This is a genomic window from Pseudomonas sp. G11, assembly GCF_029457515.1.
Classification (GTDB): Bacteria; Pseudomonadota; Gammaproteobacteria; order Pseudomonadales; family Pseudomonadaceae; genus Aquipseudomonas; species Aquipseudomonas gorinensis.
This window is the reverse complement of record NZ_CP120377.1, coordinates 7,235,101-7,261,647: the sequence shown is the minus strand read 5'-3', so window position 1 is coordinate 7,261,647 and position 26,547 is coordinate 7,235,101. Positions and strand designations below refer to the sequence as shown.

Sequence of the window (26,547 nt, the reverse complement as noted above, 5' to 3'; positions counted from 1 at the left end):
TGTGGGAGAGGGCTTGCTCCCTCCCACATTTGGGTTGTGGTGTTTGGGATCTCAACGGTTGGCCAAGGCACCTTGGTAGACGGTCGGGCCCGTCGGTTGCTTGCTCACCGAGCCCCCTTTGCTCTCCGCACTCACCATCAATTCCACGGGCTTGCTGATCGAGGCCTGCTGCCTTGGGTTCAAGCCGATGATGCCTTCGCCATCTTCCGGTAACAGCCCAAGTGACACGGGCTTGCCGCCATTGGGAATCGCCCACAGTTCCAGGCTCTGGTCCGGCGCGGGTGTGGTGATGGCGATGGGTTGCACTTCCAGGTAATCCTTGTGCGCCATGATCTGCGCCGCCGGCTGTTGGGTGGTGGTGATCAGGGTGGCGGTGGACTTGACGTTGTCCTGAGTGTAGAACGCGACGCCGAGGCCGGCGATCACGGCCACGCAGACGCCGATAAACAGGCGTGGACGGCTCCAGAAGGGTGGTTTTGGCTCAATCATGGGGGGGCGGGTCGCGCTCATGGAATTGTTCCTGACAGGTTTTGGAGTCATTTCATTGACTCTGCCCCAGCCATTGGGTTCCTGGGACGCCTCGGAACAATGTGCCGGATACCCAGTCAAACGCCTGCTTTTACCCCTACATCCAGAGGTTGTTTCGATGAAGATTTCACGCGGTTTCGCCCTTTCCTGCCTGATGAGCCTGGCCGCCGCCCCGGTGTTTGCCGCAGGGTTCAGCCTTGGCGACGCGGCCAATGCCATCTCCGGCATGCAAGGGGGTAACAACAAGGCCGCAGCCGCCGCACCGTCGTCCGAGACGGCGGACCTGCTGACCACGCTGACCTCGCAACTGAACATCACCCCCGAACAAGCCGTGGGCGGTACGGGCGCCATGCTGGGCCTGGCCAAGAACAAACTGAGCGGCAACGACTATTCGCAACTGGGTAACAGCGTGCCGGGCCTTGACCAGCTGTCGGGCAACAATGCATTGGGCAGCCTCGGGGCCTTGAGCGGGATGCTCGGCCAGAACGGTGGCAGCAAGACCAGCGGCCTGGACGGCCTGCTGGGTAACGTGAAGAACACCAACGACCTGAATACCGCGTTCAGTGCCCTGGGCATGGACAGTGGCATGGTCGGCCAGTTTGCCCCGCTGATCCTGCAATACCTGGGCGGGCAGGGTGCCAACAGCTCGCTGCTGGGTAAACTGGCCCAGGCCTGGGGCACCGGTAGCTAAATACGCTCTGCGCGCAGTTGAGCGATGCGCGCATCCTTCTCCTTCCAGAGCTGGTTCACCCAGTTCTGGACGCTCTGGCGAAACGCCGGATCGTTCTCATAATCCCCTTGCCACAACGCCGGGTCCAGCTCACGGGTGTGGATATCAATGATCACCTTCGGTACCGCGCCGCTGATCAAATCCCAGAACCCCGGAATCTTTTGCTGCGGGTAGACCACGGTTACGTCAAGCACCGCGTCCAATTGTTCACCCATGGCCGCCAGCACAAACGCTACGCCGCCCGCCTTGGGCTTGAGCAAGTGAGTGAATGGCGAATCCTGCTGCTTGCGCTTGGCCTCGCTGAACCGCGTGCCTTCCAGGTAATTGACCACCGTCACCGGCTGGCGCTTGAACAGCTCGCAGGCTTGCTGGGTGATCTTGAGGTCCTGGCCGGCCAGTTCCGGGTGCCTGGCCAGGAACGCCTTGGTGTAGCGCTTCATGAACGGGTAATCCAGCGCCCACCAGGCCAGGCCGAGGAAGGGTACCCAGATCAGCTCTTTTTTCAGGAAGAATTTGAAGAACGGCGTGCGGCGGTTGAGGGCCTGGATCAGCGCCGGGATGTCCACCCAGGATTGGTGGTTGCTGATCACCAGGTAGCTGGTGTCGCCGCGCAGTTCGTCGCCGCCGCGAATGTCCCACCGGGTGGGGATGCACAAGGAGAAAATAAGCTTGTCGATCTCGGCCCAGGTCTCGGCGATCCACATCACCGCCCATGAGGCATAGTCGCGAAACCGCCCTGGGGCCACCAGCTTGAGCAGGGCAAAGACCATCAGTGGGCCAAACAGCACCAAGGTGTTGAGCAATAGCAGCAGTGTGACCAAACAGCCGGTGAGCAGGCGGCGCATAAGTAACTCTTGGAATCTTGTGGGCGGGCCATCATAAGCAAGCTGAGTCTATAGGCCAAATCGCAAATGGCCGTACGAATGTTTCACAATGTGCCGGTTATGGTGGGTGTGACTAACTAAGTGCTGTCTTTGCGGTCTAGAATCCGCCTACTTCTTTCCGAGGAAATCACTTCGTGAAACTGCTTCTTGCCTCCCTCGCCCTGGCTGCCCTGCCTGTCATGGCCGCCGAGCCGACCCTTTACGGTCGCTACGAATACATCCAGTTGCCGGAGATCGGCGAAACCTTCAAGGCCAAGATGGACACCGGCGCGCTGACCGCCTCACTGTCGGCCCGGGATATTGAGACGTTTACCCGTGATGGCGACGACTGGGTGCGCTTCCGCCTCGGTGGTAAAGACGCCGGCAACAAAGTCTACGAGCACAAGGTGTCGCGCATCAGCAAGATCAAGAGCCGCGCCGACGAAGACGACGAAAAAGACGAAGCCACCGTGGCCAAGCGCCCGGTGATCGACCTGGAAATGTGCCTGGGTAACGTCAAGCGTACCGTCGAGGTCAACCTCACCGACCGCAGCAGCTTCAACTACCCGTTGCTGATCGGCGCCAAGGCCCTGCGTGAGTTCGGCGCGGCGGTCAACCCGGCCCGTCGTTACACGGCCGACAAACCGGACTGCTGATTTGAACCCATGCCCCACATCCTGATTGTCGAAGACGAAGCGGCGATAGCCGACACATTGATTTTCGCCCTGCAAGGCGAGGGTTTCACCACCACCTGGCTGAGCCTTGGCCAGGAGGCGTTGGCCCATCAACGCCAGACCCCGGCCGACCTGATCATTCTCGACATCGGCCTGCCGGACATCACCGGCTTTGAAACCTGCAAGCAATTGCGCCGTTTCAGTGAGGTGCCGGTGATGTTCCTCAGTGCACGGGATGGCGAGATCGATCGGGTGGTGGGGCTGGAGATCGGTGCCGACGATTATGTGGTCAAGCCGTTCAGCCCGCGGGAAGTGGCGGCGCGCGTACGGGCGATCCTCAAGCGTGTCGGCCCCGGCGTGGCGCCCGCTGTGTTCCAGGTCGACCTGGAGCGCATGCAGATCAGCTTTCGCGGCCATCCCTTGAGCCTGACGCGCCATGAGTTTCGCCTGCTGCAAAGCCTGCTGGAGCAACCTGAGCGCGTGTTCAGCCGCGAGCAACTGCTGGACGCGGTGGGCGTGCCCGCCGATGCCGGTTATGAGCGCAATATCGACAGCCATATCAAGAGCCTGCGCAGCAAATTACGCAGCGTGGCCGCCGATGCCGAGCCGATCCAGACCCATCGCGGCCTCGGCTACAGTTACAGCCCGAGCCACAGCTGATGCGCCTGGGGCTGCGGATTTTCCTGGTGTATGCGCTGTTCATCGGCCTGACCGGCTACTTCGTGCTCAATACGGTGATGAAGGAAATACGCCCCGGCGTGCGCCAGTCGACCGAAGAAACCCTGGTGGATACGGCCAACCTGCTGGCTGAAGTCCTGCGCGATGACGTCAGGAATGGCACCCTCGGCCAAAGCCACTGGCCGGAGCTGCTCAAGGCCTACGGCAACCGCCAGCCCGGCGCGACCATCTGGGGCCTGCCGAAAAACCAAGTCAACCATCGCATCTACGTGACGGACGCCCAGGGCAAGGTGTTGCTTGACTCCAGTGGCGAAGCGGTGGGCCAGGACTACTCCAAATGGAACGATGTGTACCTCACCCTGCGCGGTGAATACGGCGCGCGCTCCACCCGCAGCGAAGCCGACGACCCCACCTCCTCGGTGATGCACGTGGGGGCGCCGATTCGCGACAATGGCCAGATCATCGGCGTGGTCACCGTGGCCAAGCCCAACAGCTCATTGCAGCCGTATATCGACCGCACCGAGCGGCGCCTGCTCTGGTACGGCGCCGGGCTGGTCATCCTCGGCTTGCTGCTGGGCGCAGTGTTGTCGTGGTGGTTGAGCGTTGCCCTGCGGCGCCTGACCGCCTACGCCGAAGCCGTCAGCGAAGGCCGGCGTGCCGAGTTGCCGCATTACCGCGGCGGCGAGCTGAAGCAGTTATCCACTGCCGTGGAGCATATGCGTACGCAGTTGGAGGGCAAGGCGTACGTCGAGCATTACGTGCACACCCTGACCCACGAATTGAAAAGCCCATTGGCCGCAATTCGCGGCGCGGCGGAGCTGTTGCAGGGTGATATGACCCGTGAGCAGCAGCAGCGCTTCGTCGGCAATATCGACAGCGAAAGCGCGCGTTTGCAGCAGTTGATCGAGCGTCTGCTGAGCCTGGCGCAGGTGGAGCAGCGCCAGGGCCTGGAAGAACAGGTGAGCATCCCGCTGGCGGCCTTGGTCGATGCTGTACTCAACGCCCAATGTGCGCGAATTGAAGGCGCTGGGCTGCAAGTCGAACAGACGATTGCCGCCGATGTGCAGGTGTTCGGCGAGCCCTTCCTGCTGCGCCAGGCCCTGGGCAACCTGCTGGACAATGCCCTGGACTTCACCCCGCCTGGTGGCGTCTTGAGATTCAGCGCACACACCCGGCACAACGATGTACAGATCAGCCTGTTCAACCAGGCCGCGGCGATTCCCGACTACGCCTTGCCGCGCCTGAGCGAGCGTTTCTACTCGTTGCCGCGACCGGCCAGCGGGCGCAAGAGCACCGGCCTGGGTCTCAATTTTGTCGAGGAAGTGATGAAGCTGCACGGCGGCGCCTTGCAGATCGGCAATGTACCTGGCGGCGTGCAGGTGGTGCTGCATCTCCACACAGTCTCCACATTGCCCACATAAATCGCCCACATGGGCTGCGCAGACTCTCCCCATCAAAACAGGGAGAGACCCCATGAACCGCAGCCTGCTTTTCAAACTTGGCGCGATTGCGCTGCTGATCCTGCTGTTGCTGATTCCGTTGCTGATGATCAACGGCATCATCAGCGACCGCCAGCAACTGCGCGATGGTGTCCTGATGGACATCGCCCGCAGCTCCAGCTATGCCCAGCGCCTCACCGGCCCGGTGATGGTGGTGCCGTATCGCAAGACCGTGCGCGAGTGGAAGTTCAATGAAAAACTCAACAAGCGCTACGAGGTCACCCGTGAAGAGCGGGGTCGTCTGTATTTCCTGCCGGACCGTTTTGAGCTCGACGGCAAAGTGCAGACCGAACTGCGCGCACGGGGTATTTACCAGGCGCGGCTGTTCCATGCCGACAACCGTATCAGTGGGCGTTTCGAGCTGCCTGCACAGTTGGGTATCACCGAAGACTTCGCCGATTACCGTTTTGAAGCGGCGTTTCTGGCAGTGGGCATCAGCGACATTCGCGGCATCGAAAATGCGCTGAAGTTGGAGCTGGGCGGCCAGCGCCTGGAATTCGAACCGGGCTCCCTAGTGGACTGGCTGGGGGAGGGCGTGCATGTGACGTTGCCGGAGCAGGACAGTAAAAAGCCAGGTGTGATCGACTTTGCTTTCGACCTGCGCCTGCAAGGCACCGAGCAACTACAAGTGGTGCCGGTGGGCAAGACCAGTCAGGTGTCCCTGGCCTCCAACTGGCCGCACCCCAGCTTTATCGGCAACTTCCTGCCGGCCCAGCGCGAAGTGACTGACAACGGCTTCACGGCCAACTGGCAGACCTCCTTCTTTTCCACCAACCTCGAACAAGCCCTGCAAACCTGCCTGGACGGGCAGGGCTGCAACGACTTCAACAACCGCAGCTTTGGCGTGAACTTCATCGACCCGGTGGACCAGTACCTCAAGAGCGACCGCGCGATCAAATACGCGCTGCTGTTTATCGCCCTGACCTTTGCCGGTTTCTTCCTCTTCGAAGTGCTCAAGAGCCTGGCGGTGCACCCGATTCAATATGCATTGGTGGGTGTTGCCTTGGCATTTTTCTACTTGCTGCTGTTGTCATTGTCCGAGCACCTGGGCTTTGCCCTGGCGTACCTGATATCGGCAAGTGCCTGCGTGCTGTTGATCGGTTTCTACGTGTGCCATGTGCTGCGCAGCGTTGCCCATGGCATGGGGTTTTCGGCGGGGTTGGCGGCGTTGTATGGCTTGCTGTACGGGTTGTTGAGTGCCGAGGATTACGCGCTGCTGATGGGCTCGCTGCTGCTGTTCGGGCTGCTGGGTACGGTGATGGTGCTGACGCGCAAACTGGACTGGTATGGCGTGGGCAAGCGCAAGCCGGCCGAGCCGTTGACGTTCGACCTGGAGGCGGTGCAATGATCGGGTTGCGGGAGGATCAGCAAGTAGGGGCGCAGTTAGCCGCAAGGATCGCCACATTCCTCAAAACCACCACCGTCCAATGTGGGAGTGGGCTTGCCCGCGATAGCGGTGGTTCAGAAACAGATGTGCTGAATGACATACCGCGATCGCGGGCAAGCCCGCTCCCACATTGGGTCGGTGTGAACATCAGGTCGGCGGCTGGGTCTCCAGCATCGAAGGCCGTTGGCTGACTTCGGCGTACCAGGCGGCCAGCTTGGGGTTATCCGAGCGCCATTGCAGGTCCGGGTGGCGGAAGTCGAGGTAGCCCAGGGCGCAGGCCACGCTGATGGACGCAATGTCGAAGTGGCTGGCCAGTTCGGCGATGGCGTCCTGCTCCAGTTCGGCGACGGCGCGGCGGATCTTGTTGCGCTGCTCGTCGAGCCACGGTGCCCAGTGTTTTTCCACTGGACGCAGGGCGGTCTCGTAACGCACCAGCACGGCGGCATCCATGATCCCGTCGGCCAGCGACGCCAGGGTCAGGCGGCGCCAGCGGGCCGAGCCGTCACGAGGGATCAGCGGGTTGCCGACGTGCTGGTGGTCGAGGTAATCGAGGATCACCCGGCTGTCGTGCAGCACACTGCCGTCGGCCAGGCGCAGGGCCGGGATCTTGCCCACGGGGTTGCCTTGTACCACCTGCGCGTCAGGGGTGACCGGTGTCGGCATGCAGGCCTGCAACGCTACACGGTCCTGCTGGCCGGTCTCGATCAGCAACACGCGCACTTTGCGTACGAACGGGGAAGCGGGGTTATGGAACAAGGTCATGCTGGGAGCGGACATGGGCATTCCTCTGAATGGGCTGTGGCTAGCCTAGAGGGTTGCGCGGTGGCTGGCGAGGGGGAGTGTGACGATTCGACTTGCCCCCGATAGCGCACTCAGCCACGCCCCTTGAACAACGCCCAACTACCAATGGCAGCCGGTATGCCCAACCCCACCCAACTCAACGAATCCCATCCCCCATCCCCCAGCAACGCTGCAAATAACCCGGCGGCGCTGAGCAGGCCGATCCCCAGCGGAATGCCAAACACCTTCCAGAAACTCGACTGCCTTGGCTTCATGCCTTGCCTGCCTTGCGCCGCACGACCCACAGGTAAATGCCACTGCCCAGCACGATGAGGGTCAGCACATCCAACACCGCCCACAGGACCTTCATCGGCATGCCGCCATAGTCACCGAAGTGCAGGGGCTGGGACATGCCCATGGCGTCCATGTACCACGGCCGTGCGGCGATGGCGGTGACGGCCAGGGTGCTGGCGTCGATCAGTACCGGCGTGAGCAGGTGCGAGGTCAGGTGCGTGCTGCCCTTCATGAACACCGCGTAATGGTGCTCGCTGGAAAAGCGCGTGCCGGGGAAGGCGATAAAGTCCGGCTGCATGCCGGGTGCTGCCTCGGCGGCAATCTTCAGCAGCTCGGTGGCCGGTGCGCGTTGGGTCAGCGGCGGGGCGTTCTTGTAGGGTTCGATCATTGCGCTGAGGCTGTCGGTACGCCAGGCGGCGATGATCAAATCGGCACAGGCGCTGATCACCCCGGTCACGCCGACCACCAGCGCCCAGGTCAGGGTGACCACACCGATCAGGTTGTGCAGGTCAAGCCAGCGCAGGCGCGTGGACTTGTCCTGGCGCACGGTGGCGAACTTCAAGCGGCGCATGAACGGCAGGTACAGCACCGTACCCGAGACAATGGCCACCACAAACAGCAGGCCCATGAACGCCAGCAACCACTTGCCCGGCAGACCGGCGAACATATCCACATGCAAGCGCAGCAGGAACAGCGTCAGCCCGCCGTTCGCGGACGGCATCTCCACGGCTTCGCCGGTGCGCGCGTCGAGCATGAAGGTGTGGGATGAGTTGGGCTCGGTGCCGGCGGTGGCGGCCATGATCGCGATCACGCCGTTCTTGTCGTCTTCGTCCCAGGCCAGGTATTGCAGGGCTTCACCGGGGCGATGGGCCTGGGCCTTGGCCACCAGTTGTTCCAGGTTCAACTGCGGGGTGTCGACGGGCATCGCTTGCAGTTGCGGCTCATTGCCCAGCAGATGATCGATCTCATGGTGAAAGATCAGCGGCAGGCCGGTGAGGGCGAGCAGCAGCAGGAACACCGTACAGATCAGGCTGCTCCAGGTGTGGACGAAGGACCAGCGGCGGATGGTTTTGCTTTTCATGTGTATAGCCTTCAGACACACCCAGGCCGCCCACAGGGGCGGCCTGGGTGCTGACTCAGCTGATTACCACTGGTAGGTGGCACTGGCGACGACGCTGCGTTGGTCGCCGAAGTAGCAGTAGTTGCCGTCACAGGTCGACAGGTAGTCCTTGTTGAACAGGTTGGTGGCATTCAACTTCACTGACGCACCCTTCAGGCTGTTGTCGAGGCGGCCGAGGTCGTAATGCACCGCGCCGTCGAACACGGTGTAGGCGTTAGCCTTGCCCAGCCAGGTGTTGGCCTGGTCGCCATAGGTATTGCCGGTGTAGCGGGCGCCCAAGCCGATGCCGAAACCGTCCAGTACGCCGCTGTGCCAGGTGTAGTCAGTCCAGAGCGAGGCTTGTTGATTAGGCATCAATGTCAGGCGGTTGCCTTTGTAGATACCTTTTTGCACCTCCGACTTTGCCAAGGTGTAGGCGGCAATGACCTTGAGGTTTTCGCTTACGTCAGACACCGCTTCCAGCTCCAGGCCCTTGACCTTCACTTCACCGGTCTGGTCGTTGATTTGCTGGCCCCCTGCACCGAGGGTGGTCACCTGCACATTCTTTTGGGTCAGATCGTAGACCGCCGCACTCAACAGCGTATTGGAGCCGGGCGGTTGGTACTTGACCCCCATTTCCCATTGCTTGCCTTCCGTTGGTTTGAATGTCTTGAGCGCGTTTGTATCTGCGTTGCTCGCCGGTTGGAATGACTCGGCGTACGACACGTAGGGGACGAACCCCGAGTCGAACACATAGCTGAGCGCCGCGTTGCCACTGAAGTGTTTGATGCGGTCGGTGTTGGTCGCATCGCTATCGTTGAAGTAGGTGGTGCCCTGATGCACCCAATCCTCACGCCCGCCCAAGGTCAGGCGCCACTGATCCAGGGCCATCTGGTCTTGCACGTAGAGGCCGGTTTGCACGGTTTTCTGGTTGTAGTCGTAAAACGGCCTGACATCTGTCGGGCGCAGGGTTGGCTGGGTGTTGACCGGGTTGAAAATGTTGATACCCGAGGCTGTGCCGTATATCGCGCGATAGGAGGTATCGGTGCGCTGGTGATCCAGGCCCAGCAGCAGGGTATGGGTGATGTCGCCGGTGGCAAAGTCGGCCTGGAAATTGTTATCCACAGCGAACTGGCCAATGTTTTCGTCAACGTTGGTGGTCGAGCGGCTGATATTGCCCGCGGCATCAGCCGGGGAGAACGCGTAGGAACCGACGGTCAGTTGCTGGAACGACAACTCCGACTTGGTGTAGCGCAGGTTCTGCTTGAACTGCCAGGTATCGTTGAAACGATGCTCGAAGGCATAGCCCAGCGCGTAGTAGGTGCGGTCGTAGAACTCGTAGTCCGGGTCGCCCAGGTTTTTGTGGTGGGAGACCTCGCCCAGCGGCGATTTGATCTTGGTGCCCTGGATCGGCATGAACTGGCTGGTGGTGCCGGTATCGTCGCGAGTGAACTGCGACAACAGGGTCAGCTTGGTATCGGTGTCGATGTTCCAGGTCAGGCTGGGCGCGATGTTGTAGCGCTTGTTGTCGATGTGATCGACCTGGGTGCCGGCATCGCGCACCACGCCGCTGAGGCCATAGAGGAACTGGCCTTCATCATCGATCTTGCCGGTGCTGGCGAAGTTGATCTGGCGGTAGTTGTCACTGCCGTATTGCAGTTGAATGGCATGGCTTGATTCTGCGCTGGGACGGCGGCTGACCATGTCCAGCAGGCCGCCCGGTGGGGTTTGGCCGTATACCGACGAGGCCGGGCCACGCAGCAATGCGAGGCGGTCGAGGTTCCAGGTTTCGGCTTTCGGGTTGGCGTACACGCCGCGCGGCAAGGGCAGCCCGTCGAGGAATTGCGTAGGTTCGAAGCCGCGTACGCGCATCCAGTCGTAGCGGGTGTCGCTGCCGTAGCTGGCGGACACAATACCGGGCATGTACTTGACCGCGTCATCCAGGTTCTGGACGTTGCGGTCCTGCATTTGCTCGCGGGTGGCAATGGAGATCGAGCGCGGTGCTTCGACCAGCGCGGTGTCGGTCTTGGTCCCGGCGGCGGTGCGAGTCGCGACGTAGCCGTCTACGGGGCCCCAGGCACTTTCCGCATCACCCTGGCCGATGATGTTGGTCATCGGCAATGCCACCACACCGTCAGGAATCGCCACCAGGGTGTACGTGCCGGCACTGCTCTGCTCCAACTGCAACCCGGTCCCACGCAACGCTTCGCGCAACGCGCCCTGTGCATCGAACTGGCCTTTAACCGGCGCCGAGGTCTTGCCCGAGGCCAGCGTCGGGTTGAGGGTCAGCGCCAGGCCGGCCTGGCTGGCGATCTGGTTCAAGGTGCTGGCCAAGGGCGCGGCGGGCAGGTTGTAGGCACGCAGGCTGGAGGTTTGTTCGGCGGCGATCAGCGCAGGGCTGGCCAGCGGTGTGCTGAGGGCAATGGCCACGGCTAACAGGCTGGGGCGCAACAAAGTGTCTAGCATGCGGGACATACGGCGGCTCCTGAATGGAAATATTTCTCAATTGCCTAGGTGCCGAACGAGAATCGAAAAGTGATAGGGCCGGGTGAAACTATTTTTCGCGGTGTGCTTGCGGGCCTCATCGGGAGCAAGCGCCTTCCCACATTTGAAGGTATTCCCACATCAAAATGTGGGAGGGGGCTTGCCCCCGATAGCGATAGCCCAGCTACACAGAACCTAAGGCTTACCCGTGACCGTCACCCACCACGGCGTGTGTTGCTCGATCTGCACCGGCAAGGTCGGCAACAACGCGTTGAGCGCCAAGGTGGTGTCATGCAACGGGAAGCTGCCGGTGATGCGCAGGTCGGCCACGGATTTATCCACACCCAGGTGGCCGCGGCGATAACGGCTCAGTTCCGCCACCACATCTTCCAGGCGCGCGTTGTCGACCACCAGCATGCCGCGCGTCCAGGCGTCGGTGGCGGGGGGGACGGCCAGCAGCGGGCCGAGGCCGTCGCTGCGCATCAGTACTTGCTGGCCTTGCTTGAAAATCTGTTCCTGAGGCAATGCCTCGGGCTGGGCAGCGACCGCCGATTGCAGCACGCTCAGGCGTGTGGCGTGGTCTTCGCGCTTGACGATAAACCGCGTACCCAGCGCTCGCAGGTTGCCGTCGCGGGTTTGCACATAAAACGGACGCGCATCGTGGTGGCCGGTTTCGACGAGGATCTCGCCTTCCTGCAGCACGATCAGCCGGCGCTGTTCATCGAAACGCACGTCAATGGCGCTGTGGGTATTGAGGTTGATCAGCGTGCCGTCCGCCAGTTTCAGCGTGCGCTGTTCACCGGTGGCGGTGCGTTGGTCGGCCAGCCAATAGTGAATCGGCACGTAGCGTTCACCGACAAACAAGGCCAGGCCGCACACCAGCGCAATACTCGCGAGGCCGCTGCCAAGCTTGCGGACGCGCTGGCGAATGCCCTCGCGCGATTGCAGCAACGCCGCCCGCGCCGGGCCCGAGGCCATGCTGAAACGCTGGTCAAGCATGCCCAGTTGGCGCCAGGCGCGCGCATGTTCTTCATCACTGGCCAGCCATTTGGCGAACTCTTCCTGCTCCACCGGGCTGCCGTCACCGGAGTCGAGGGACAGTTGCCAGGCAATCGCGGCATCCAGCACACGGGCCGAAACCGGTTTTGAACTGATCGCGCTCACAACGGCTCGCCATACAGGGCGATATAACACTGGCGAATGCCCTGGGCCAGGTACTGGCGCACCCGCGGTACCGACACACCGAGGCGCTGGGCGATTTCGGCGTGGCCGAGGCCGTCGAGGCGGTTATAGAGAAAGGCGGCGCGGGCTTTGCTCGACAGCTTGCCGAGCAGGCGGTCGATGGCCTTGAGGTCTTCGAGGATCAACTGCTGTGCTTCCGGCGAGGGGTGTTCGCTTTCCGGGATCAGCATCAGTTCGGTGAGGTAGGCCTGCTCCAGGGCGGCGCGCCGGAAGTAGTCGAACAGCAGGCCTTTGGCGATCGCCACCAGGAACGCCCGGGGCTCGCGGGGTTCACGCAACTCGGCACGGCACAGCAGGCGCATGAAGGTGTCCTGGCTCAGGTCTTCTGCGCGGCTCGGGCAGGCCACGTTACGGCGCAGCCAGGCCAGCAGCCAGCTGCGATGGTCGCGATACAACGCGCCAACAAGCTCACTGTGTGGGGACTGGACCGACGACAAGGCATCACCGAATAAACAAGTTTAAACTAACGAGAATTATTCGCGATTGTGTCAGAGGCGTGGGGCGGGCGCAATTGGTGTCTGTCGGGCGGTTGCTATTAAAACGATGGCGCTTGTTTACGCCGTTTCCATTGGCTCAAACGCTCTTGCAATGCCTGGGGGGTGTCGATCTGCTGCTGGCGCGCGCGGCTGAACAGGATCAGCATCAGTTCCGCCGTGGCCAGGGCATCGGCACTGGCGTGGTGGCGTTCACCGACTTGCAGGTTGAAGTGCTCGAGCCAGTGGTCCAACCCGGCTTCGCGTATGTTCGCCTCGGGGCACAGCAGTGGCGCGATGTCGGCCACGTCGAGAAACGGATGGGCCAGGCGGTAACCCAGGCTGTCCTTGAGCGCGCGGCCGAGCATGTGTTGGTCGAACGGTGCATGGAAGGCCAGCAGCGGGCTGTCACCGACGAACTCCATGAAATCCAGCAGCGCCTCCACCGGGTCGCTACCGGCGGCGATAGCGCTGGGGCCAAGGCCGTGGATCAGTACGCTGGGGCTGAGCTTGGTCTCGGTGCGTTGCAGGGTGCGCTCGAACAGCTGGGAAAAATCCACCGCGCCGTCCTCGATCACCACGGCGCCGATCGACAGCACCAGGTCGCGGTTGAGGTTCAGGCCGCTGGTTTCCAGGTCGACCACCACCCAGCGCTGCTGACGCAGCGACACGTCGCCCAGCGGCGCAGGTTTGGGTAACTGTTCCAGGCGCCGCTGTTGCGCCGCGTCCAGTCCGGGTTTTGCCGCACGCAGCCAACCGAACAGGCTCACAGTTGATACCGCAAGGTCAGGCTGCTTTGCAGGCGCTGGGCCTGGCGCAGGGATTCGCGCAGGATACGTCGGTCCAGATGGTTGAGGCTGTCGGGGTCGACACGGTTGGAGTACGCCTGGTTTTCCCGGGTCTGCAACTGGTGCTGCTGCATGCGGGTTTGCTGGATAAAGTGGTACGCCTCTTCATAGGCGGCACCATCCAGTGGTTCGATCACGCCCTTGGCCACCAGCTGGCGCAGACGCTCCAGGGTGTTGATGGCGTGGACATCGTTGGCCAGGGCCAGCAGGCGTGCACCGTCGACAAACGGCGTGAGGCCCTGCACCTTGAGGTCCAGTGTGGCTTTCTCGCCGCCTTTGCGCGTCAGCACGAACTCGCGAAAACGTCCCACCGGCGGGCGTTGGCGCAAGGCGTTTTCGGCGAGCATGCGCTGGAACAGCCGGTTGTCCGCGACCTGGTCGAGAATGCCTTGGCGCAGTTGCTCGCAGCCTTGCTCGTCGCCCCACACCACCCGCAGGTCGAAATAGATGCTCGAGCCCAACAGGTTCTCCGGCGTCGCCTCGCGGATAAACGCGGCAAACCGGCGTGCCCATTCGGCCCGCGATAGGCACAGCTCCGGGTTGCCGGCCATGATATTGCCCTTGCACAGGCTGAAGCCACACAGCGCCAGGCTCTGGTTGATCTGCTGCGCCAGCGGCAACAAGCGGCCACGAATCTCCGCGGCTTCGGCGGCGTCCTTGGCGTCGAACAGAATGCCGTTGTCCTGGTCGGTGTACAGCGTCTGCTCGCGACGGCCTTCACTGCCGAAACACAGCCAACTGAATGGCACGCCGGGGTCGCCTTTTTCGGCGAGGGTCAGCTCGATTACCCGGCACACGGTGTGATCGTTAAGCAGGGTAATGATGTGGGTGATCTGGGTGGATGATGCCCCATGGGCCAGCATGCGTTCCACCAACTGGCCGATCTCGCCGCGTATCGCCACCAGGTTCTCCACCCGGGGCGCGTTACGAATGGTGCGGGCCAGGTGGACCAGGTCGACACGTTGCAGGGAAAACAGATCGCGCTCGGACACCACCCCACACAGGCGCTGGTCTTTCACCAGGCACACATGGGCGATATGCCGCTCGGTCATGGCGATGGCGGCGTCGAAGGCGCTATGGTCCGGGGTCAAGAAGAATGGCGCCTGGGTCATAGACCCTTTGATGCCCTGGGTGAAATCGCTGGTGCCGTCGGCCACCACCTGGCGCAGGTCACGCAGGGTGAAAATCCCCAAGGGCGCCTTGTGCTCGTCGACGATCACGATGCTGCCGACCTGTTGCTCATGCATCAGCGTCACCGCTTCGCGTAGCGGTGTGTCGGGGCTGCACGTGACCGGATGGCGCATGGCCAATTCGCCCAGGCGGGTGTTCAGGGAATATTGGGTGCCGAGGGTTTCCACGGCTTTTTGCTGCACTTGCTGGTTGACCTGGTCCAGCAGGCTGCTGACGCCGCGCAGGGCAAAGTCGCGAAACGGGCTGGACAGCGCGAACAGTTTGATAAAAGCCGGTTTGTTCAGTTGCAGGCAGAAGGTGTCTTCGGCCGCCTTGTGCTCGGTGCGGGTCGCTCGTTCGCCAAGCAGTGCGGCGAGGGGGAAGCACTCGCCGGTGGTGATTTCGAAGGTGGTTTCGGCCGAGTCGGGCCTTTCGCCGACCACCCGGCCCTGTTTGACAATATAGAAGTGCTCGACCGGCCCACCCGACGGTTTGAGGATGCTCTCGCCGGGGGCGTAGAAGCGCAATTGGCACTGTTCCACCAGAAATGCCAGGTGGGCGTTTTCCATCTGGTTGAACGGCGGGAAGCGTTGCAGGAACTGCAGGGTGCCGTGGATATTCTGCAATACCGCTGTTTTTCCTGCCTGGGCGAAAGCATCAGCTTTACTCATAACCATGACCGCAATTTTTTTGTCGTTATCGTCCTGCATGGTCGACTCCTGCGCGGCGGGTGCCCATTGGACGTAAGTCTAGGTCGACCAACGAGGTGTAAATCTAGGGAAAAACCTTACATGGCTATCGTCCAAACCCCGTAGAACACCCACTAGGCAAACTTTCCGACGAAGTGCACATTGATCGCCCTTCCGCAGATGTCTGACGAGTGTGCTGGGAGTTGAATAGAACTGCTGAGAAACGTATGTCCGACCACGATATTTTGAGCGATGCCGAGCGCGAGGCGCTGAGCGCCGTGATGCTGGAGCCTGATTTACCGCCACAACGCGTGTTGATTGTTGACGACGACAAGGACGCGCGGGAATTGTTGGCGGAGATCCTGAGGCTGGATGATATTGGCTGCATGACCGCTGACAGCGGTGAGGCGGCGTGGGACTTGTTGAGCTCCAGCAGCTCCATCGGCTTGTTGATCACTGACCTGCGCATGGAGCCCAGCAGTGGCTTGGAACTGATCCGCAAGGTACGTGGATCCACTCGCGCGGCATTGCCGATCATCATCATGTCGGGGGACGCGGACGCCAAGGACGTGATTGATGCTATGCATGATGGTGTATTGGACTTCCTGCTCAAACCGATCGATAGCGTGAAGTTGGCGAAGATGGTCAAGCGTGAGTTGGGGATGACGCAGTAAAGCCCGTGAAACAAAAAAAGCCCTGATCGCGAGATCAGGGCTTTCTTTTACCTGTAGGAGCGAGCTTGCTCGCGAAAACCGTGAACGAAAACGCAGTGTTATCAGATAGCCCGCGTTGCCTGTTGGTTCTTCGCGAGCAAGCTCGCTCCTATAGGGGGCGCGTTGGTTACAGGCCGTTTTTGGCCTTGAACTCCCGACGCTTGCGGTGCAATACCGGCTCGGTGTAACCATTCGGTTGCTTGGTCCCTTCAATCACCAATTCCACCGCCGCCTGGAACGCGATATTGCTATCGAAATCCGGCGCCAGCGGACGGTACAACGCATCCCCGGCATTCTGACGGTCCACCACCGGCGCCATGCGCTTGAGGCTTTCCATCACCTGGTCCTGAGTCACAACGCCGTGGCGCAGCCAGTTGGCGATGTGCTGGCTGGAGATGCGCAGGGTGGCGCGGTCTTCCATCAGGCCGATGTCGTTGATGTCCGGCACTTTGGAGCAGCCAACGCCTTGGTCGATCCAGCGGACGACGTAGCCGAGGATGCCCTGGGCGTTGTTATCCAGTTCGTTGCGGATCTCTTCCTCGGACCAATCGGTGTTCTTGGCCAGGGGAATGGTCAGGATATCGTCCACCGACGCGCGTTCGCGCTTGGCCAGTTCGGCCTGGCGCGCGAACACGTCGACCTTGTGGTAGTGCAGCGCGTGCAGCGCCGCAGCGGTAGGCGATGGGACCCAGGCGGTATTGGCGCCGGCCAACGGGTGGGCGATTTTCTGTTCGAGCATCGCCGCCATCAGGTCGGGCATTGCCCACATGCCTTTACCGATCTGTGCACGACCTTGCAGGCCGGTGCTCAAGCCGATATCGACGTTCCAGTTTTCATAGGCGCCGATCCACTTTTCGGTTTTCATGGCGGCCTTGCGCACCATCGCACCGGCCTCCATGGAGGTGTGGATTTCGTCGCCGGTACGGTCGAGGAAGCCGGTGTTGATAAACACCACGCGCTCGCTGGCGGCCTTGATACAGGCCTTGAGGTTGACCGTGGTACGGCGCTCCTCGTCCATGATCCCGACTTTGAGGGTATTGCGCGGCAGGTTCAGCACGTCTTCGATGCGACCGAACAGCTCGTTGGTGAACGCGGCTTCTTCCGGGCCGTGCATCTTCGGCTTCACGATGTATACCGAACCGGTACGGCTGTTCTTGCGGCTGCTGTTGCCGTTGAGGCTATGGATCGCCGCCAGGCTGGTCAGCAGGCCGTCGAGGATACCTTCCGGTACTTCGTTGCCCGCTTTGTCGAGGATCGCGTCGATGGTCATCAGGTGACCCACGTTGCGCACGAACAGCAGCGAACGGCCGTGCAGCGTCACGTCCTGGCCATCCACGCCGGTGTAGACGCGGTCGGGGTTCATGGTGCGGGTGAAGGTCTTGCCACCCTTGGCCACTTCCTCGGCCAAGTCACCCTTCATCAGGCCGAGCCAGTTGCGGTAGATCACCACTTTGTCGTCGGCATCGACGGCGGCGACGGAGTCTTCGCAGTCCATGATGGTGGTCAGCGCGGCCTCCATCAGGACGTCTTTGACGCCGGCAGCGTCGGTCTGGCCGACTGGGGTGCTGGCGTCGATCTGGATTTCGAAGTGCAGGCCGTTGTGTTTCAGCAGGATCGCAATCGGCTGGGCCGCGGGGCCCTGGAAGCCGATCAACTGCGCGTCGTCGCGCAGGCCGCTGTTACTGCCGCCCTTGAGGCTGACAATCAGCTTGCCATCAGCGATTTTATAGCCGGTGGAGTCGACGTGGCTGCCGGCGCTGAGCGGCGCAGCCTCGTCGAGGAAGGCGCGGGCGAAGGCGATGACCTTGTCGCCGCGCACCTTGTTGTAGCCCTTGCCCTTTTCGGCGCCGTCGGCTTCGCTGATGGCATCGGTGCCATACAGCGCGTCATACAGCGAGCCCCAGCGTGCATTGGAGGCGTTGAGGGCGAAACGGGCGTTCATCACCGGCACCACCAGCTGCGGGCCGGCCATGCGGGCGATTTCGTCGTCGACGTTTTGGGTCGAGGCCTGGAAGTCTGCGGCTTCTGGCAGCAGGTATCCGATATCTTGCAGGAAGGCCTTGTAGGCCACCGCGTCATGAGCCTGGCCCGCGTGGGTCTGGTGCCAGGTGTCGATCCGCGCTTGGAAATCGTCGCGTTTGGCGAGTAGGGCTTTGTTCTTCGGTGCCAGGTCGTGGATGACCTTGTCGGCGCCGGCCCAGAACTGGTCGGCAGTGATGCCGGTACCGGGAATGGCTTCGTTGTTCACGAAGTCGAACAGGACTTTGGCGACCTGCAGGCCACCGACTTGAACGTGTTCAGTCATTGCTTGCCTCACTCTGCGGAGCTTATGCGCTTTTCAGCTTTTCAATTTACCAATGAAGCCTCTGGCCATTTAAACCACGAACCCGATCCCCCAGTACATGCCGTCGAGGCGGCTGGGCTGGCGGGTTATCGTGATACGTTGGCGCCTTGGCAGACATCGACCTAACGTTATGTAGTGCGCGACTGGGCATACTACATGATGATTTGCGGTTGTGAAAATTAGACTAAATACGTCGTTTAGCGACCCACTTTGGTCGTACGGTCACAGTGGGGTATGGGATGTTCTCAAAAAACCATGAGATTGTTCCATATAAATATAAAAATGGTACACGATTTGTTTTCATGGGCTGCGGCGTCCACCTTGTAGGAGCGCGCTCGCTCGCGAACAACCTGAGGGTGCCGTTGGGTGTCAGTATTCCCGCGCTATCGTTAACGACCTTCGCGAGCACTCTCGCTCCTACCGGTATCAGCACCAGAGGGCTTTGCCATGGACCATCTTGTACTCACTATTATCGCCGCCGACAAACCCGGCCTGGTCGAACGCGTCGCGCAGAACATCGCGGTCCACGGTGGCAACTGGCTCGAGAGTCGCATGGCTCACATGGCTGGCCAGTTTGCCGGGATTCTGCGAGTCAGCGTGCCGGCGGAGAACCGTCAGGCGTTGGTCGATGCGCTGGAGGATTTATCCACACACGGCATTCGCGTGCTGGTGGGGGAGGGCAGCACTGGCCAGGCTGTGGCGTCCAAATCGATTCTGATGACGCTGGTGGGCAATGACCGTTCGGGCATCGTGCGCGAGATCACGGCGCTGTTGAGCAAGCAGGGCGTGAACCTGGGGAGCCTGAGCACCGATGTGCGCCCAGCGCCCATGAGTGGCGACCCACTGTTTACCGCCGAGGCGCTGTTGCAGGTGCCGGCGACGTTATCCCTGGATGACTTGCAGCAATCCCTGGAAACCTTGGCAGACGACCTGATGGTGGAACTGCACAACGAGGAATAATCTGCCCACCAGGTTATGCATGGAAATCTTGCATGGGCCTGTGGATAACCTGTAGAGACTCGGCCCCAGGCCACGCCGGCCGGCCGTCTTCCTTATCTGAGCAAAAAACGAGCAGTTTCAACGGCTTGTGCACAAATGACGGGGACCAGGCTGTGGATAACCTTGGGGTGAATGCCTGCAAGCCACGCGCGCCGTGGCTTGCACAGGTTTGTACGTTATTTGATCAGCGTTTGCGCACGGTCAGCCAGGCGTCCACGCTATAGACCACCAGGCCGGCCCAGATAAAGGCGAAAGCGAGCAGGGTGCTGGGCGCCAGGTGTTCACCGAACAGCAGGACGGCTTCCAGCAGCACCAGGGTCGGCGCCACATACTGCAAAAAGCCCAGGGCGGTGTAGGGCAAATGCCGTGCGGCGGCGTTGAAGCACACCAGCGGGATCAGCGTCACCGGGCCCGCCGCTACCAGCCACCAGGCTTCGGACGTACTCCAGAATGCCAGTTGCGCACTGTGGGCCGACGGATTGAACAGCAACCATGCCACGGCGATCGGCACCAGCATCCAGGTTTCCACCACCAGCCCCGGCAGCGCCTTGACCGGCGCCTGCTTGCGGATCAGGCCGTAGAAACCAAAGGTCAGCGCCAGCACTAAAGATACCCACGGCAAGCTCCCCACCTGCCATACCTGTTGCGCCACACCCACCGCGGCCAGCCCCACGGCCACCCATTGCAGGCGACGCAGCCGCTCGCCGAGCAGCAGCATGCCCAGCAGCACATTCACCAGCGGGTTGATGTAGTAGCCCAGGCTGGCTTCGAGCATGCGCCCGCTGTTCACCGACCAGACATAGGTCAGCCAGTTACCGGCGATCAACGAACCGCTGAGGGCCAGGATCGCCAGGCGCTTGGGGTTGTCGCGCAGTTCGCGGAACCAGCCGGGATGTTTCCAGGCCATCAACAGCAAGCTGCCAAACAGCGCCGACCACAGCACGCGGTGCACGATGATTTCGGCGGCGGGAACACTGGCGATGGCTTTGAAGTAGAGCGGGAACAGACCCCAGATGACGTAGGCACTCAGGCCCAGGATGTACCCCTTGCGGGGGTTGGCGGCGTGCATTGCAGAATCCTTGCTTAGGCAGCTAACAAAGCGCGATTGTAAGGATATTTGTCAACCAATGGGACTGGATTGGTAATGAGGTCTGCTTTGTGTGGGAGGGGGCAAGCCCCTCGCCACATTAAAAACAATCAGAAGAGTTTCAGCGGCTCTTCGTTGAGGGCTGAGAGCTGCTCACGCAATGCCAGCACCTGGTCACCCCAATACCGCTCGCTGCCAAACCACGGGAAGCTGTGGGGGAACGCCGGGTCGTCCCAGCGTCGTGCCAGCCAGGCGCTGTAGTGCATCAGGCGCAAGGCGCGCAACGGTTCGATCAGGGCCAGTTCGCGCGGGTCGAAGTCGTGGAACTCCTGATAGCCGTCCATCAACTCGGACAACTGGCCGAGGCATTCCTGGCGGTCGCCGGCGAGCATCATCCACAGGTCCTGCACCGCCGGGCCCATGCGGCAGTCATCCAGGTCGACGATGTGGAACATTTCGTCGCGACACATCATGTTGCCGGGGTGGCAATCGCCGTGCATGCGGATGTTCTTGTGCGGCGTGGCCTTGTACACCTCTTCCACACGCTTGAGCAGGTCGCGGGCGACGGACTCGTAGGCCGGCAGCAGGCTTTTGGGAATGAAATTGCCTTCGAGCAGGGTCGTGAGGGAGTCGTGACCGAAGTTCTTCACCCCGAGGGCTTCGCGGTGTTCGAAGGGGCGGGTGGCGCCGACGGCGTGCAAGCGCCCGAGCAACTGCCCGAGGCGGTACAACTGGTCGAGGTTGCCCGGCTCCGGCGCGCGGCCGCCACGGCGAGGAAACAGGGTGAAGCGGAAACCGGCGTGTTCGAACAGGCTCTTGCCGTTATGGATCATCGGCGCGACCACCGGCACATCGCACTCGGCGAGCTCGAAGGTAAAGCTGTGTTCTTCGAGGATGGCTTCGTTGGTCCAGCGCTGCGGACGATAGAACTTGGCGATCAGCGGCTCGGAGTCTTCGATGCCCACCTGATAGACGCGGTTTTCGTAGCTGTTGAGCGCCAATACGCGGGCGTCGCTGAGAAAACCGATGCTTTCGACGGCGTCGAGAACCAGGTCGGGAGTGAGTGTTTCAAACGGATGGGCCATACGAACTCCTGCGCGCAGCAGGTCGCCGCGTCCGGCCGGGTATGGTAACGCACCGGGCTTGAGATAGGGGGTGACTGTGCGATTGCTATCGGGGGCAAGCCCCCTCCCACAGTTGACCGCGTTTAACCTGTAGGAACGCGGACCAATGTGGGAGGGGGCTTGCCCCCGATAGCGGCCCGTCAGGCGCCGACAATCCCGCCGTCTTCCCGCCGAATCGCCATCACCGACGATCGCGGCTTGCCATTGGGCAGGTGCTCCGGCCAAGTCGAACCGCCGGTTTCACCTGGATGCTGAATCCCCACAAACAGGGTCTTCTGATCCGGCGAAAAGCTGATCCCCGTCACTTCACAGGCCACCGGCCCCACCATGAAGCGGCGAATTTCTCCGGTGCTAGGGTCGGCGCAGAGCATCTGGTTGTTGCCCATGCCGGCGAAGTCGCCGCCGTTGCTGTAGTCGCCGTCGGTGAGAATCCACAGGCGCCCGGCCTTGTCGAAACCCAGGCCATCGGGACTGTTGAACATGTTTTGCGGGTTGATATTGGACGAGCCGCCTTTGGGTGTGCCGGCGTGTACGCCTGGGTTGCCGGCGACCACAAACAGGTCCCAGGTAAAGTCCGGGGCACCGTGGTCATCGGCGTTGGCCTTCCAACGCAGGATCTGGCCGTAGACGTTTTTCTCGCGCGGGTTAGGGCCGCCCACTGGCTGGCCGTCTTCGCCCCGCTTGGCGTTGTTGGTCAGGGTGCAATAAACCTGGCCGTCAGTGGGGCTGACCACGATCCATTCCGGGCGGTCCATGCGCGTGGCTTTCACCACGCTGGCGGCCAGGCGTGCGTGGATCAGTACTTCGGCCTGGCTGGCAAAACCGGTGCTGGCGTCGATGCCGTTTTTGCCATGGGTCAGCTCGACCCATTGCCCTTTGCCCTTGGGGTGATCGGCGTTGCCGTCGCCCGCATCGAAGATGGCCACGTACAAGGTGCCGTGGTCGAGCAGGTCTTTGTTGGCCTTGGGGTTCTTGTGGTTGACCTTGTCGCGGCTGACGAACTTGTAGATAAATTCGCCCCGTTCGTCGTCGCCCATGTACACCACGGCGCGGCCGTCGCGGGTTTGCGCCAAGGCGGCGTTCTCGTGCTTGAAACGGCCCAGGGCGGTGCGTTTGGCCGGGGTGGATTGCGGGTCGAACGGATCGATTTCCACGACCCAGCCGTGGCGGTTGAGTTCATTGGGGTTCTTGGCCATGTCGAAGCGCGGGTCGTGCAAGTGCCAGTTGATCTCTTTGCTGGCGGCCACCACGCCATAGCGTTTCTGCCCGGCATCGAATGCTTGCTGGGGGTTGCTGCTGCCAAAGCAGTCGGTGAAGTTTTCTTCGCACGTCAGGTAAGTGCCCCACGGGGTCTTGCCGTTGGCGCAGTTCTGGAAAGTGCCGAGGACTTTTTTGCCGGACTTGTCGGCGCTGGTTTTCAACCATTCGTGGCCAGCGGCGGGGCCGCTCAGGCGGATCGGCGAATTGCCGTGGATACGCCGGTTGTAACGCGAGTCCTGGACGAACTGCCAGGTGTCGCCCTGGCGCCGCACTTCGATCACTGACACACCTTCGCTGGCCTGGGCCTTGTGCACGTCTTCGGCCGATTGCGGCGCGCCGCCGTGGGCGAAGAGGTAGCGGTAGTTGGTGTATTCATTGTTGATCGCCAACAGCGCGCGGTTGTCATCGCCGGGGAAGGCGAACAGGCTCATGCCGTCGTTGTTGTCACCGAACTGCTGCTCCTGGGCCTTGGCCGTGCCGTTGCCGGACGGGTCGAAGGCCGGCGCGTTCTTGTGCAGCGGCTGGCCCCAGCTGATCAGCACCGAGGCGGTATAGCCGGGTGGCAGGCTGATGGCGTCGCTGGTGGCGGCGGCGATACTGGCAAAGCCCAACAACGGGCTGGCGGAGGCGGCGTTGACGGCGAGTGCGCTGCGGGTCAGCAGGTTGCCGCCGAGGAACATCGCGGCACCGCACAGGGCTCCGGCGCCGATAAAGCGACGGCGGGTCAGGCCAACCATCTGTTCGAGGTCGGTGGCTTGGTTTTCTTCTAATAGGCTCATGTCAGGCTCCCTGCGGTTTTTGCAGACACCATAAGGAGCGGGCGTGACGAAATTGTTGCAGTTTGAAGGTGGGCGCAGCAGGACGCGCGCCTAGACCGGCGTCCCCAGCAGTACATTGCTCGGTGCGAATTGCACTTGGACGGTTCTGCCTACGGCAGTGCCCAGCGCCTTAAGGGCGTCAGGCTGCGCCAGGGCGCATAAAACCTGGCCACTGGGCAGGGCGATGCGCACTTCGCTGGGGCCGTCCTCGGCGGCGAGAATCGCGTCGACGGTACCGCTCATATAATTGTGTCCGGGTGTTGCTGACGCCCCGGCGGCGAGCAATTCGAGCCAGCCGGCCTTGATCAGCGCGACCACTTCCACGCCGTTCTCCAGCTCCAGTCGTTGCGTGCTGTCGTGAGTGATCTGCGCATGCAAACTCAGGCCGCCGGCCAGTTGCAGGTGGATCAGGTCATTACGGCCATGGCTGTCGATGCCGATGACCTGGCCGTGCAATTGGTTGCGGGCGCTGGTGCGCAGCATCAAGCGGCCCAGCAGGTTGAAATCGCTGGCGGCTTCGGCCGACCCCAAGACCTCGGCCTGCAACACTTGCAGGCGTTGGTAGAGGCGCAGTACACGCTCACCTTCGGCTGTCAGCTTGGCGCCGCCGCCGCCCTTGCCGCCGACACTGCGTTCCACCAGCGGCTTTTGCGCCAGGTTGTTTAGTTCATCGATCGCGTCCCAGGCGGCCTTGTAACTCAGGCCGGCGCTTTTGGCGGCGCGGGTGATGGAGCCCTGCTCGGCAATGTGGCCCAGCAAGGCGATGCGCTGGGGGCGGCGGATGATGTGTTGGCTGAGGGAAGTGGGCAGGGACATGGGAATACGCTTCGATGAGATGCAGGGACGTTGCCGCCCTGGCGCCCGGGAGTCAAGTCAGGCGCCTGGTTTGGGCGTGCGGGCCAGGCAGTACACATCGACCTGCCGCGCGCCGGCCTCCATCAACAGTTGCGCCAGGCTGTGGGCGGTGGCGCCGGTGGTGAGCACATCGTCCACCAGCGCCAGGTGGCGGCCCTGCACCTGGGCGCCGGGTGCCAGGGCAAAGGCGCTGAGCAGGTTGCGCCTGCGAGCCTTGGCGTCGAGGGTTTGTTGCGCCACGGTTTCATGGGGACGTAACAACAGGTGCTCATCGTATTCGAGGTCCAGCTCGGCGCTGAGCCAGCGAGCCAGCATCAGTGCCTGGTTATAGCCACGTTCGCGCAGGCGCTTGCGGGCCAGGGGCACGGGCAGCAGGCAGTCCGGGCGGCTGAGGTCGGCCTGCTCGAAGCGATGTTGCAGGTAGCGCGCAAGCAAACGCCCCAGCAGATGCCCGAGCGGCCAGCGAGCCTGGTGCTTGAAGCGGCTGATGAGGGTGTCGACCGGGAAACTGTAGGACCAGGGGGCGACCACCTGTTTAAAGGCCGGCGGGTATTTTTGGCATTGGCCGCAGACCAGACCCTCCATCGGCAAGGGCAGGGCGCACACTTCGCACTGTTCCATCAGCCACGGCAGCTCGGTTTCGCAGACGTTGCACACGCAATCGGCGGTTTCGGTCGCCTCATCGCAGATTAAACAGGTTTGTGTGTTTTTTAACCAGATGTAAACCTGGTGTTTGTATCTCGGTTGACAGTGCATGATTCTTCCTTAAATATGCCGAGCATCCGTGTCGTGCCTGTGGGTATTGCCCTTCCCACAGCGAAAGCCCAAGCATAATCAAGGAATCGCCCATGAGCGCCAGCACCACTGCAACCCTGCGTCACGATTGGTCCTTAGCCGAAGTTAAAGCCCTGTTCGTGCAGCCGTTCAATGACCTGTTGTTCCAGGCGCAGAGCGTGCACCGCGCGCATTTCGATGCCAACCGTGTGCAGGTGTCGACGTTGCTGTCGATCAAGACCGGTGCCTGCCCGGAAGATTGCAAATATTGTCCGCAGTCGGGCCACTACAACACGGGTCTCGAAAAAGAAAAGCTGCTGGAAGTGCAGAAGGTCCTCGAAGAGGCTGCCCGCGCCAAAGCCATCGGCTCGACGCGCTTCTGCATGGGCGCTGCGTGGAAACACCCGTCGGCCAAAGACATGCCCTACGTGCTGGAGATGGTCAAGGGCGTGAAGGCCATGGGCCTGGAAACCTGCATGACCCTCGGCCGCCTCGACCAGGACCAGACCCAAGCGCTGGCCCAGGCCGGCCTGGACTACTACAACCACAACCTCGACACCTCGCCGGAGTTCTACGGTTCGATCATCACCACCCGCACCTACGCCGAGCGCTTGCAAACCCTGGCCTACGTGCGGGACTCGGGAATGAAGATCTGCTCCGGCGGCATCCTCGGCATGGGCGAGTCCCTCGACGACCGCGCCAACCTGCTGATCCAGCTGGCCAACCTGCCCGAGCACCCGGAGTCGGTGCCGATCAACATGCTGGTAAAAGTCGCCGGCACGCCGCTGGAAAACGCCGAGGACATCGACCCGTTCGATTTCATCCGCATGCTGGCGGTAGCGCGCATCCTGATGCCGCAGTCCCATGTGCGCCTTTCGGCCGGCCGTGAAGCGATGAATGAGCAGATGCAGGCCCTGGCCTTCTTTGCCGGCGCCAACTCGATTTTCTACGGCGACAAGCTGCTGACCACCGCTAACCCGCAGGCTGACAAGGACATGCAACTGTTCGCGCGCCTGGGCATCCAGCCTGAAGCCCGCGAAGAGCATGCCGATGAAGTGCATCAGGCGGCGATTGAACAGGCGCTGGTGGAGCACAAGAGCAGCGAGCAGTTCTATAACGCCGTTGTTTGATTGAA

The 26,547-nt window shown here is 61.8% G+C and carries 24 protein-coding genes and 1 pseudogene; 8 read left to right on the top strand and 17 right to left on the bottom strand.

What is annotated here, in order from left to right:
* Window positions 1–51: 51 nt before the first annotated feature.
* On the bottom strand, window positions 52–510 hold the full coding sequence (locus P2T68_RS33505) for an anti-sigma factor (protein ID WP_024077779.1): 459 nt from the start codon (window positions 508–510) through the stop codon (window positions 52–54).
* A 136-nt stretch (window positions 511–646) separates the two neighbouring features.
* Here P2T68_RS33505 and P2T68_RS33500 point away from each other — a divergent pair, with 136 nt between their 5' ends.
* Complete coding sequence (locus P2T68_RS33500) at window positions 647–1,219, top strand: DUF2780 domain-containing protein (protein WP_024077778.1); 573 nt, start codon at window positions 647–649, stop codon at window positions 1,217–1,219.
* Here the strand turns inward: P2T68_RS33500 and P2T68_RS33495 are convergent.
* Window positions 1,216–2,103, bottom strand: coding sequence for an acyltransferase (locus P2T68_RS33495; protein ID WP_069077124.1), 888 nt, complete (start codon window positions 2,101–2,103; stop codon window positions 1,216–1,218). The genes P2T68_RS33500 and P2T68_RS33495 overlap by 4 nt on opposite strands.
* 173 nt (window positions 2,104–2,276) lie before the next feature.
* Here P2T68_RS33495 and P2T68_RS33490 point away from each other — a divergent pair, with 173 nt between their 5' ends.
* From P2T68_RS33490 to creD, 4 genes are read left to right on the top strand one after another with little or no spacing between them, the layout of a single operon-like run.
* Window positions 2,277–2,777, top strand: coding sequence for an ATP-dependent zinc protease (locus P2T68_RS33490; protein ID WP_024077776.1), 501 nt, complete (start codon window positions 2,277–2,279; stop codon window positions 2,775–2,777).
* A 9-nt stretch (window positions 2,778–2,786) separates the two neighbouring features.
* Entirely contained in the window at window positions 2,787–3,455 is a 669-nt protein-coding gene (creB, locus tag P2T68_RS33485; protein ID WP_024077775.1) for a two-component system response regulator CreB, read from the top strand.
* Entirely contained in the window at window positions 3,455–4,894 is a 1,440-nt protein-coding gene (gene creC, locus P2T68_RS33480) for a two-component system sensor histidine kinase CreC (protein ID WP_024077774.1), read from the top strand. The genes creB and creC overlap by 1 nt, the downstream gene beginning before the upstream one ends.
* Before the next feature lie 52 nt (window positions 4,895–4,946).
* The gene (creD, locus tag P2T68_RS33475; protein WP_024077773.1) at window positions 4,947–6,320 is read left to right on the top strand and encodes a cell envelope integrity protein CreD; all 1,374 of its coding nucleotides are present in this window, start codon (window positions 4,947–4,949) and stop codon (window positions 6,318–6,320) included.
* 186 nt (window positions 6,321–6,506) lie between these two features.
* Here creD and P2T68_RS33470 read toward each other — a convergent pair whose 3' ends face one another.
* The 8 genes from P2T68_RS33470 to P2T68_RS33435 all read right to left on the bottom strand — a co-directional run bounded on the left by P2T68_RS33470 (window position 6,507) and on the right by P2T68_RS33435 (window position 15,420).
* On the bottom strand, window positions 6,507–7,136 hold the full coding sequence (locus tag P2T68_RS33470) for a glutathione S-transferase (protein WP_069077127.1): 630 nt from the start codon (window positions 7,134–7,136) through the stop codon (window positions 6,507–6,509).
* 95 nt (window positions 7,137–7,231) lie between these two features.
* On the bottom strand, window positions 7,232–7,414 hold the full coding sequence (locus P2T68_RS33465) for a hypothetical protein (RefSeq protein ID WP_024077770.1): 183 nt from the start codon (window positions 7,412–7,414) through the stop codon (window positions 7,232–7,234).
* Window positions 7,411–8,514, bottom strand: a complete 1,104-nt coding sequence (locus tag P2T68_RS33460) for a PepSY-associated TM helix domain-containing protein (RefSeq protein ID WP_069077129.1) — start codon at window positions 8,512–8,514, stop codon at window positions 7,411–7,413. The genes P2T68_RS33465 and P2T68_RS33460 overlap by 4 nt, the downstream gene beginning before the upstream one ends.
* A 63-nt stretch (window positions 8,515–8,577) precedes the next feature.
* On the bottom strand, window positions 8,578–11,007 hold the full coding sequence (locus P2T68_RS33455) for a TonB-dependent siderophore receptor (protein ID WP_277378832.1): 2,430 nt from the start codon (window positions 11,005–11,007) through the stop codon (window positions 8,578–8,580).
* A 204-nt stretch (window positions 11,008–11,211) separates the two neighbouring features.
* On the bottom strand, window positions 11,212–12,180 hold the full coding sequence (locus P2T68_RS33450; protein ID WP_193689903.1) for a FecR family protein: 969 nt from the start codon (window positions 12,178–12,180) through the stop codon (window positions 11,212–11,214).
* Window positions 12,177–12,695: an RNA polymerase sigma factor gene (locus P2T68_RS33445; RefSeq protein ID WP_041161036.1), complete on the bottom strand. Its 519-nt coding sequence runs from the start codon at window positions 12,693–12,695 to the stop codon at window positions 12,177–12,179. Before P2T68_RS33445 ends, P2T68_RS33450 begins: the two co-directional genes overlap by 4 nt.
* Window positions 12,696–12,793: 98 nt before the next feature.
* Window positions 12,794–13,501 (bottom strand): 3'-5' exonuclease, encoded by a 708-nt coding sequence (locus tag P2T68_RS33440; protein ID WP_069077131.1) that lies wholly within the window; start codon window positions 13,499–13,501, stop codon window positions 12,794–12,796.
* On the bottom strand, window positions 13,498–15,420 hold the full coding sequence (locus P2T68_RS33435; RefSeq protein ID WP_172831362.1) for a putative nucleotidyltransferase substrate binding domain-containing protein: 1,923 nt from the start codon (window positions 15,418–15,420) through the stop codon (window positions 13,498–13,500). Before P2T68_RS33435 ends, P2T68_RS33440 begins: the two co-directional genes overlap by 4 nt.
* A gap of 245 nt (window positions 15,421–15,665) precedes the next feature.
* On the opposite strand from P2T68_RS33435, the gene P2T68_RS33430 reads away from it, so the two are divergent.
* A complete protein-coding gene (locus P2T68_RS33430; protein ID WP_024077763.1) occupies window positions 15,666–16,112 on the top strand; it encodes a response regulator in 447 nt (148 codons plus the stop codon).
* A gap of 166 nt (window positions 16,113–16,278) precedes the next feature.
* Here the strand turns inward: P2T68_RS33430 and P2T68_RS33425 are convergent, their stop codons facing one another.
* A complete protein-coding gene (locus P2T68_RS33425; RefSeq protein WP_277378831.1) occupies window positions 16,279–18,456 on the bottom strand; it encodes a malate synthase G in 2,178 nt (725 codons plus the stop codon).
* 361 nt (window positions 18,457–18,817) lie between these two features.
* Window positions 18,818–18,931: pseudogene (locus P2T68_RS33420) on the bottom strand (outer membrane lipoprotein carrier protein LolA); the annotation flags it as partial.
* Between the two features lie 11 nt (window positions 18,932–18,942).
* On the opposite strand from P2T68_RS33420, the gene P2T68_RS33415 reads away from it, so the two are divergent.
* On the top strand, window positions 18,943–19,455 hold the full coding sequence (locus tag P2T68_RS33415; RefSeq protein ID WP_024077761.1) for an ACT domain-containing protein: 513 nt from the start codon (window positions 18,943–18,945) through the stop codon (window positions 19,453–19,455).
* A 223-nt stretch (window positions 19,456–19,678) separates the two neighbouring features.
* Here the strand turns inward: P2T68_RS33415 and rarD are convergent, their stop codons facing one another.
* The 5 genes from rarD to P2T68_RS33390 all read right to left on the bottom strand — a co-directional run bounded on the left by rarD (window position 19,679) and on the right by P2T68_RS33390 (window position 25,394).
* Window positions 19,679–20,563, bottom strand: coding sequence for an EamA family transporter RarD (gene rarD / locus P2T68_RS33410; protein ID WP_102623888.1), 885 nt, complete (start codon window positions 20,561–20,563; stop codon window positions 19,679–19,681).
* Between the two features lie 128 nt (window positions 20,564–20,691).
* Entirely contained in the window at window positions 20,692–21,666 is a 975-nt protein-coding gene (locus P2T68_RS33405; protein WP_024077759.1) for a serine/threonine protein kinase, read from the bottom strand.
* Between the two features lie 179 nt (window positions 21,667–21,845).
* The gene (locus P2T68_RS33400; protein WP_277378830.1) at window positions 21,846–23,744 is read right to left on the bottom strand and encodes a PhoX family phosphatase; all 1,899 of its coding nucleotides are present in this window, start codon (window positions 23,742–23,744) and stop codon (window positions 21,846–21,848) included.
* Window positions 23,745–23,834: 90 nt separating this feature from the next.
* Window positions 23,835–24,599, bottom strand: coding sequence for a TOBE domain-containing protein (locus tag P2T68_RS33395; protein WP_277378829.1), 765 nt, complete (start codon window positions 24,597–24,599; stop codon window positions 23,835–23,837).
* A 57-nt stretch (window positions 24,600–24,656) separates the two neighbouring features.
* Window positions 24,657–25,394 (bottom strand): ComF family protein, encoded by a 738-nt coding sequence (locus P2T68_RS33390; RefSeq protein WP_277378828.1) that lies wholly within the window; start codon window positions 25,392–25,394, stop codon window positions 24,657–24,659.
* A gap of 92 nt (window positions 25,395–25,486) precedes the next feature.
* Here P2T68_RS33390 and bioB point away from each other — a divergent pair, with 92 nt between their 5' ends.
* Window positions 25,487–26,542 carry a biotin synthase BioB gene (bioB, locus tag P2T68_RS33385; RefSeq protein ID WP_168232764.1) on the top strand — a complete coding sequence of 352 codons (1,056 nt, stop codon included), beginning with the start codon at window positions 25,487–25,489 and terminating at the stop codon, window positions 26,540–26,542.
* Window positions 26,543–26,547 lie beyond the last annotated feature (5 nt).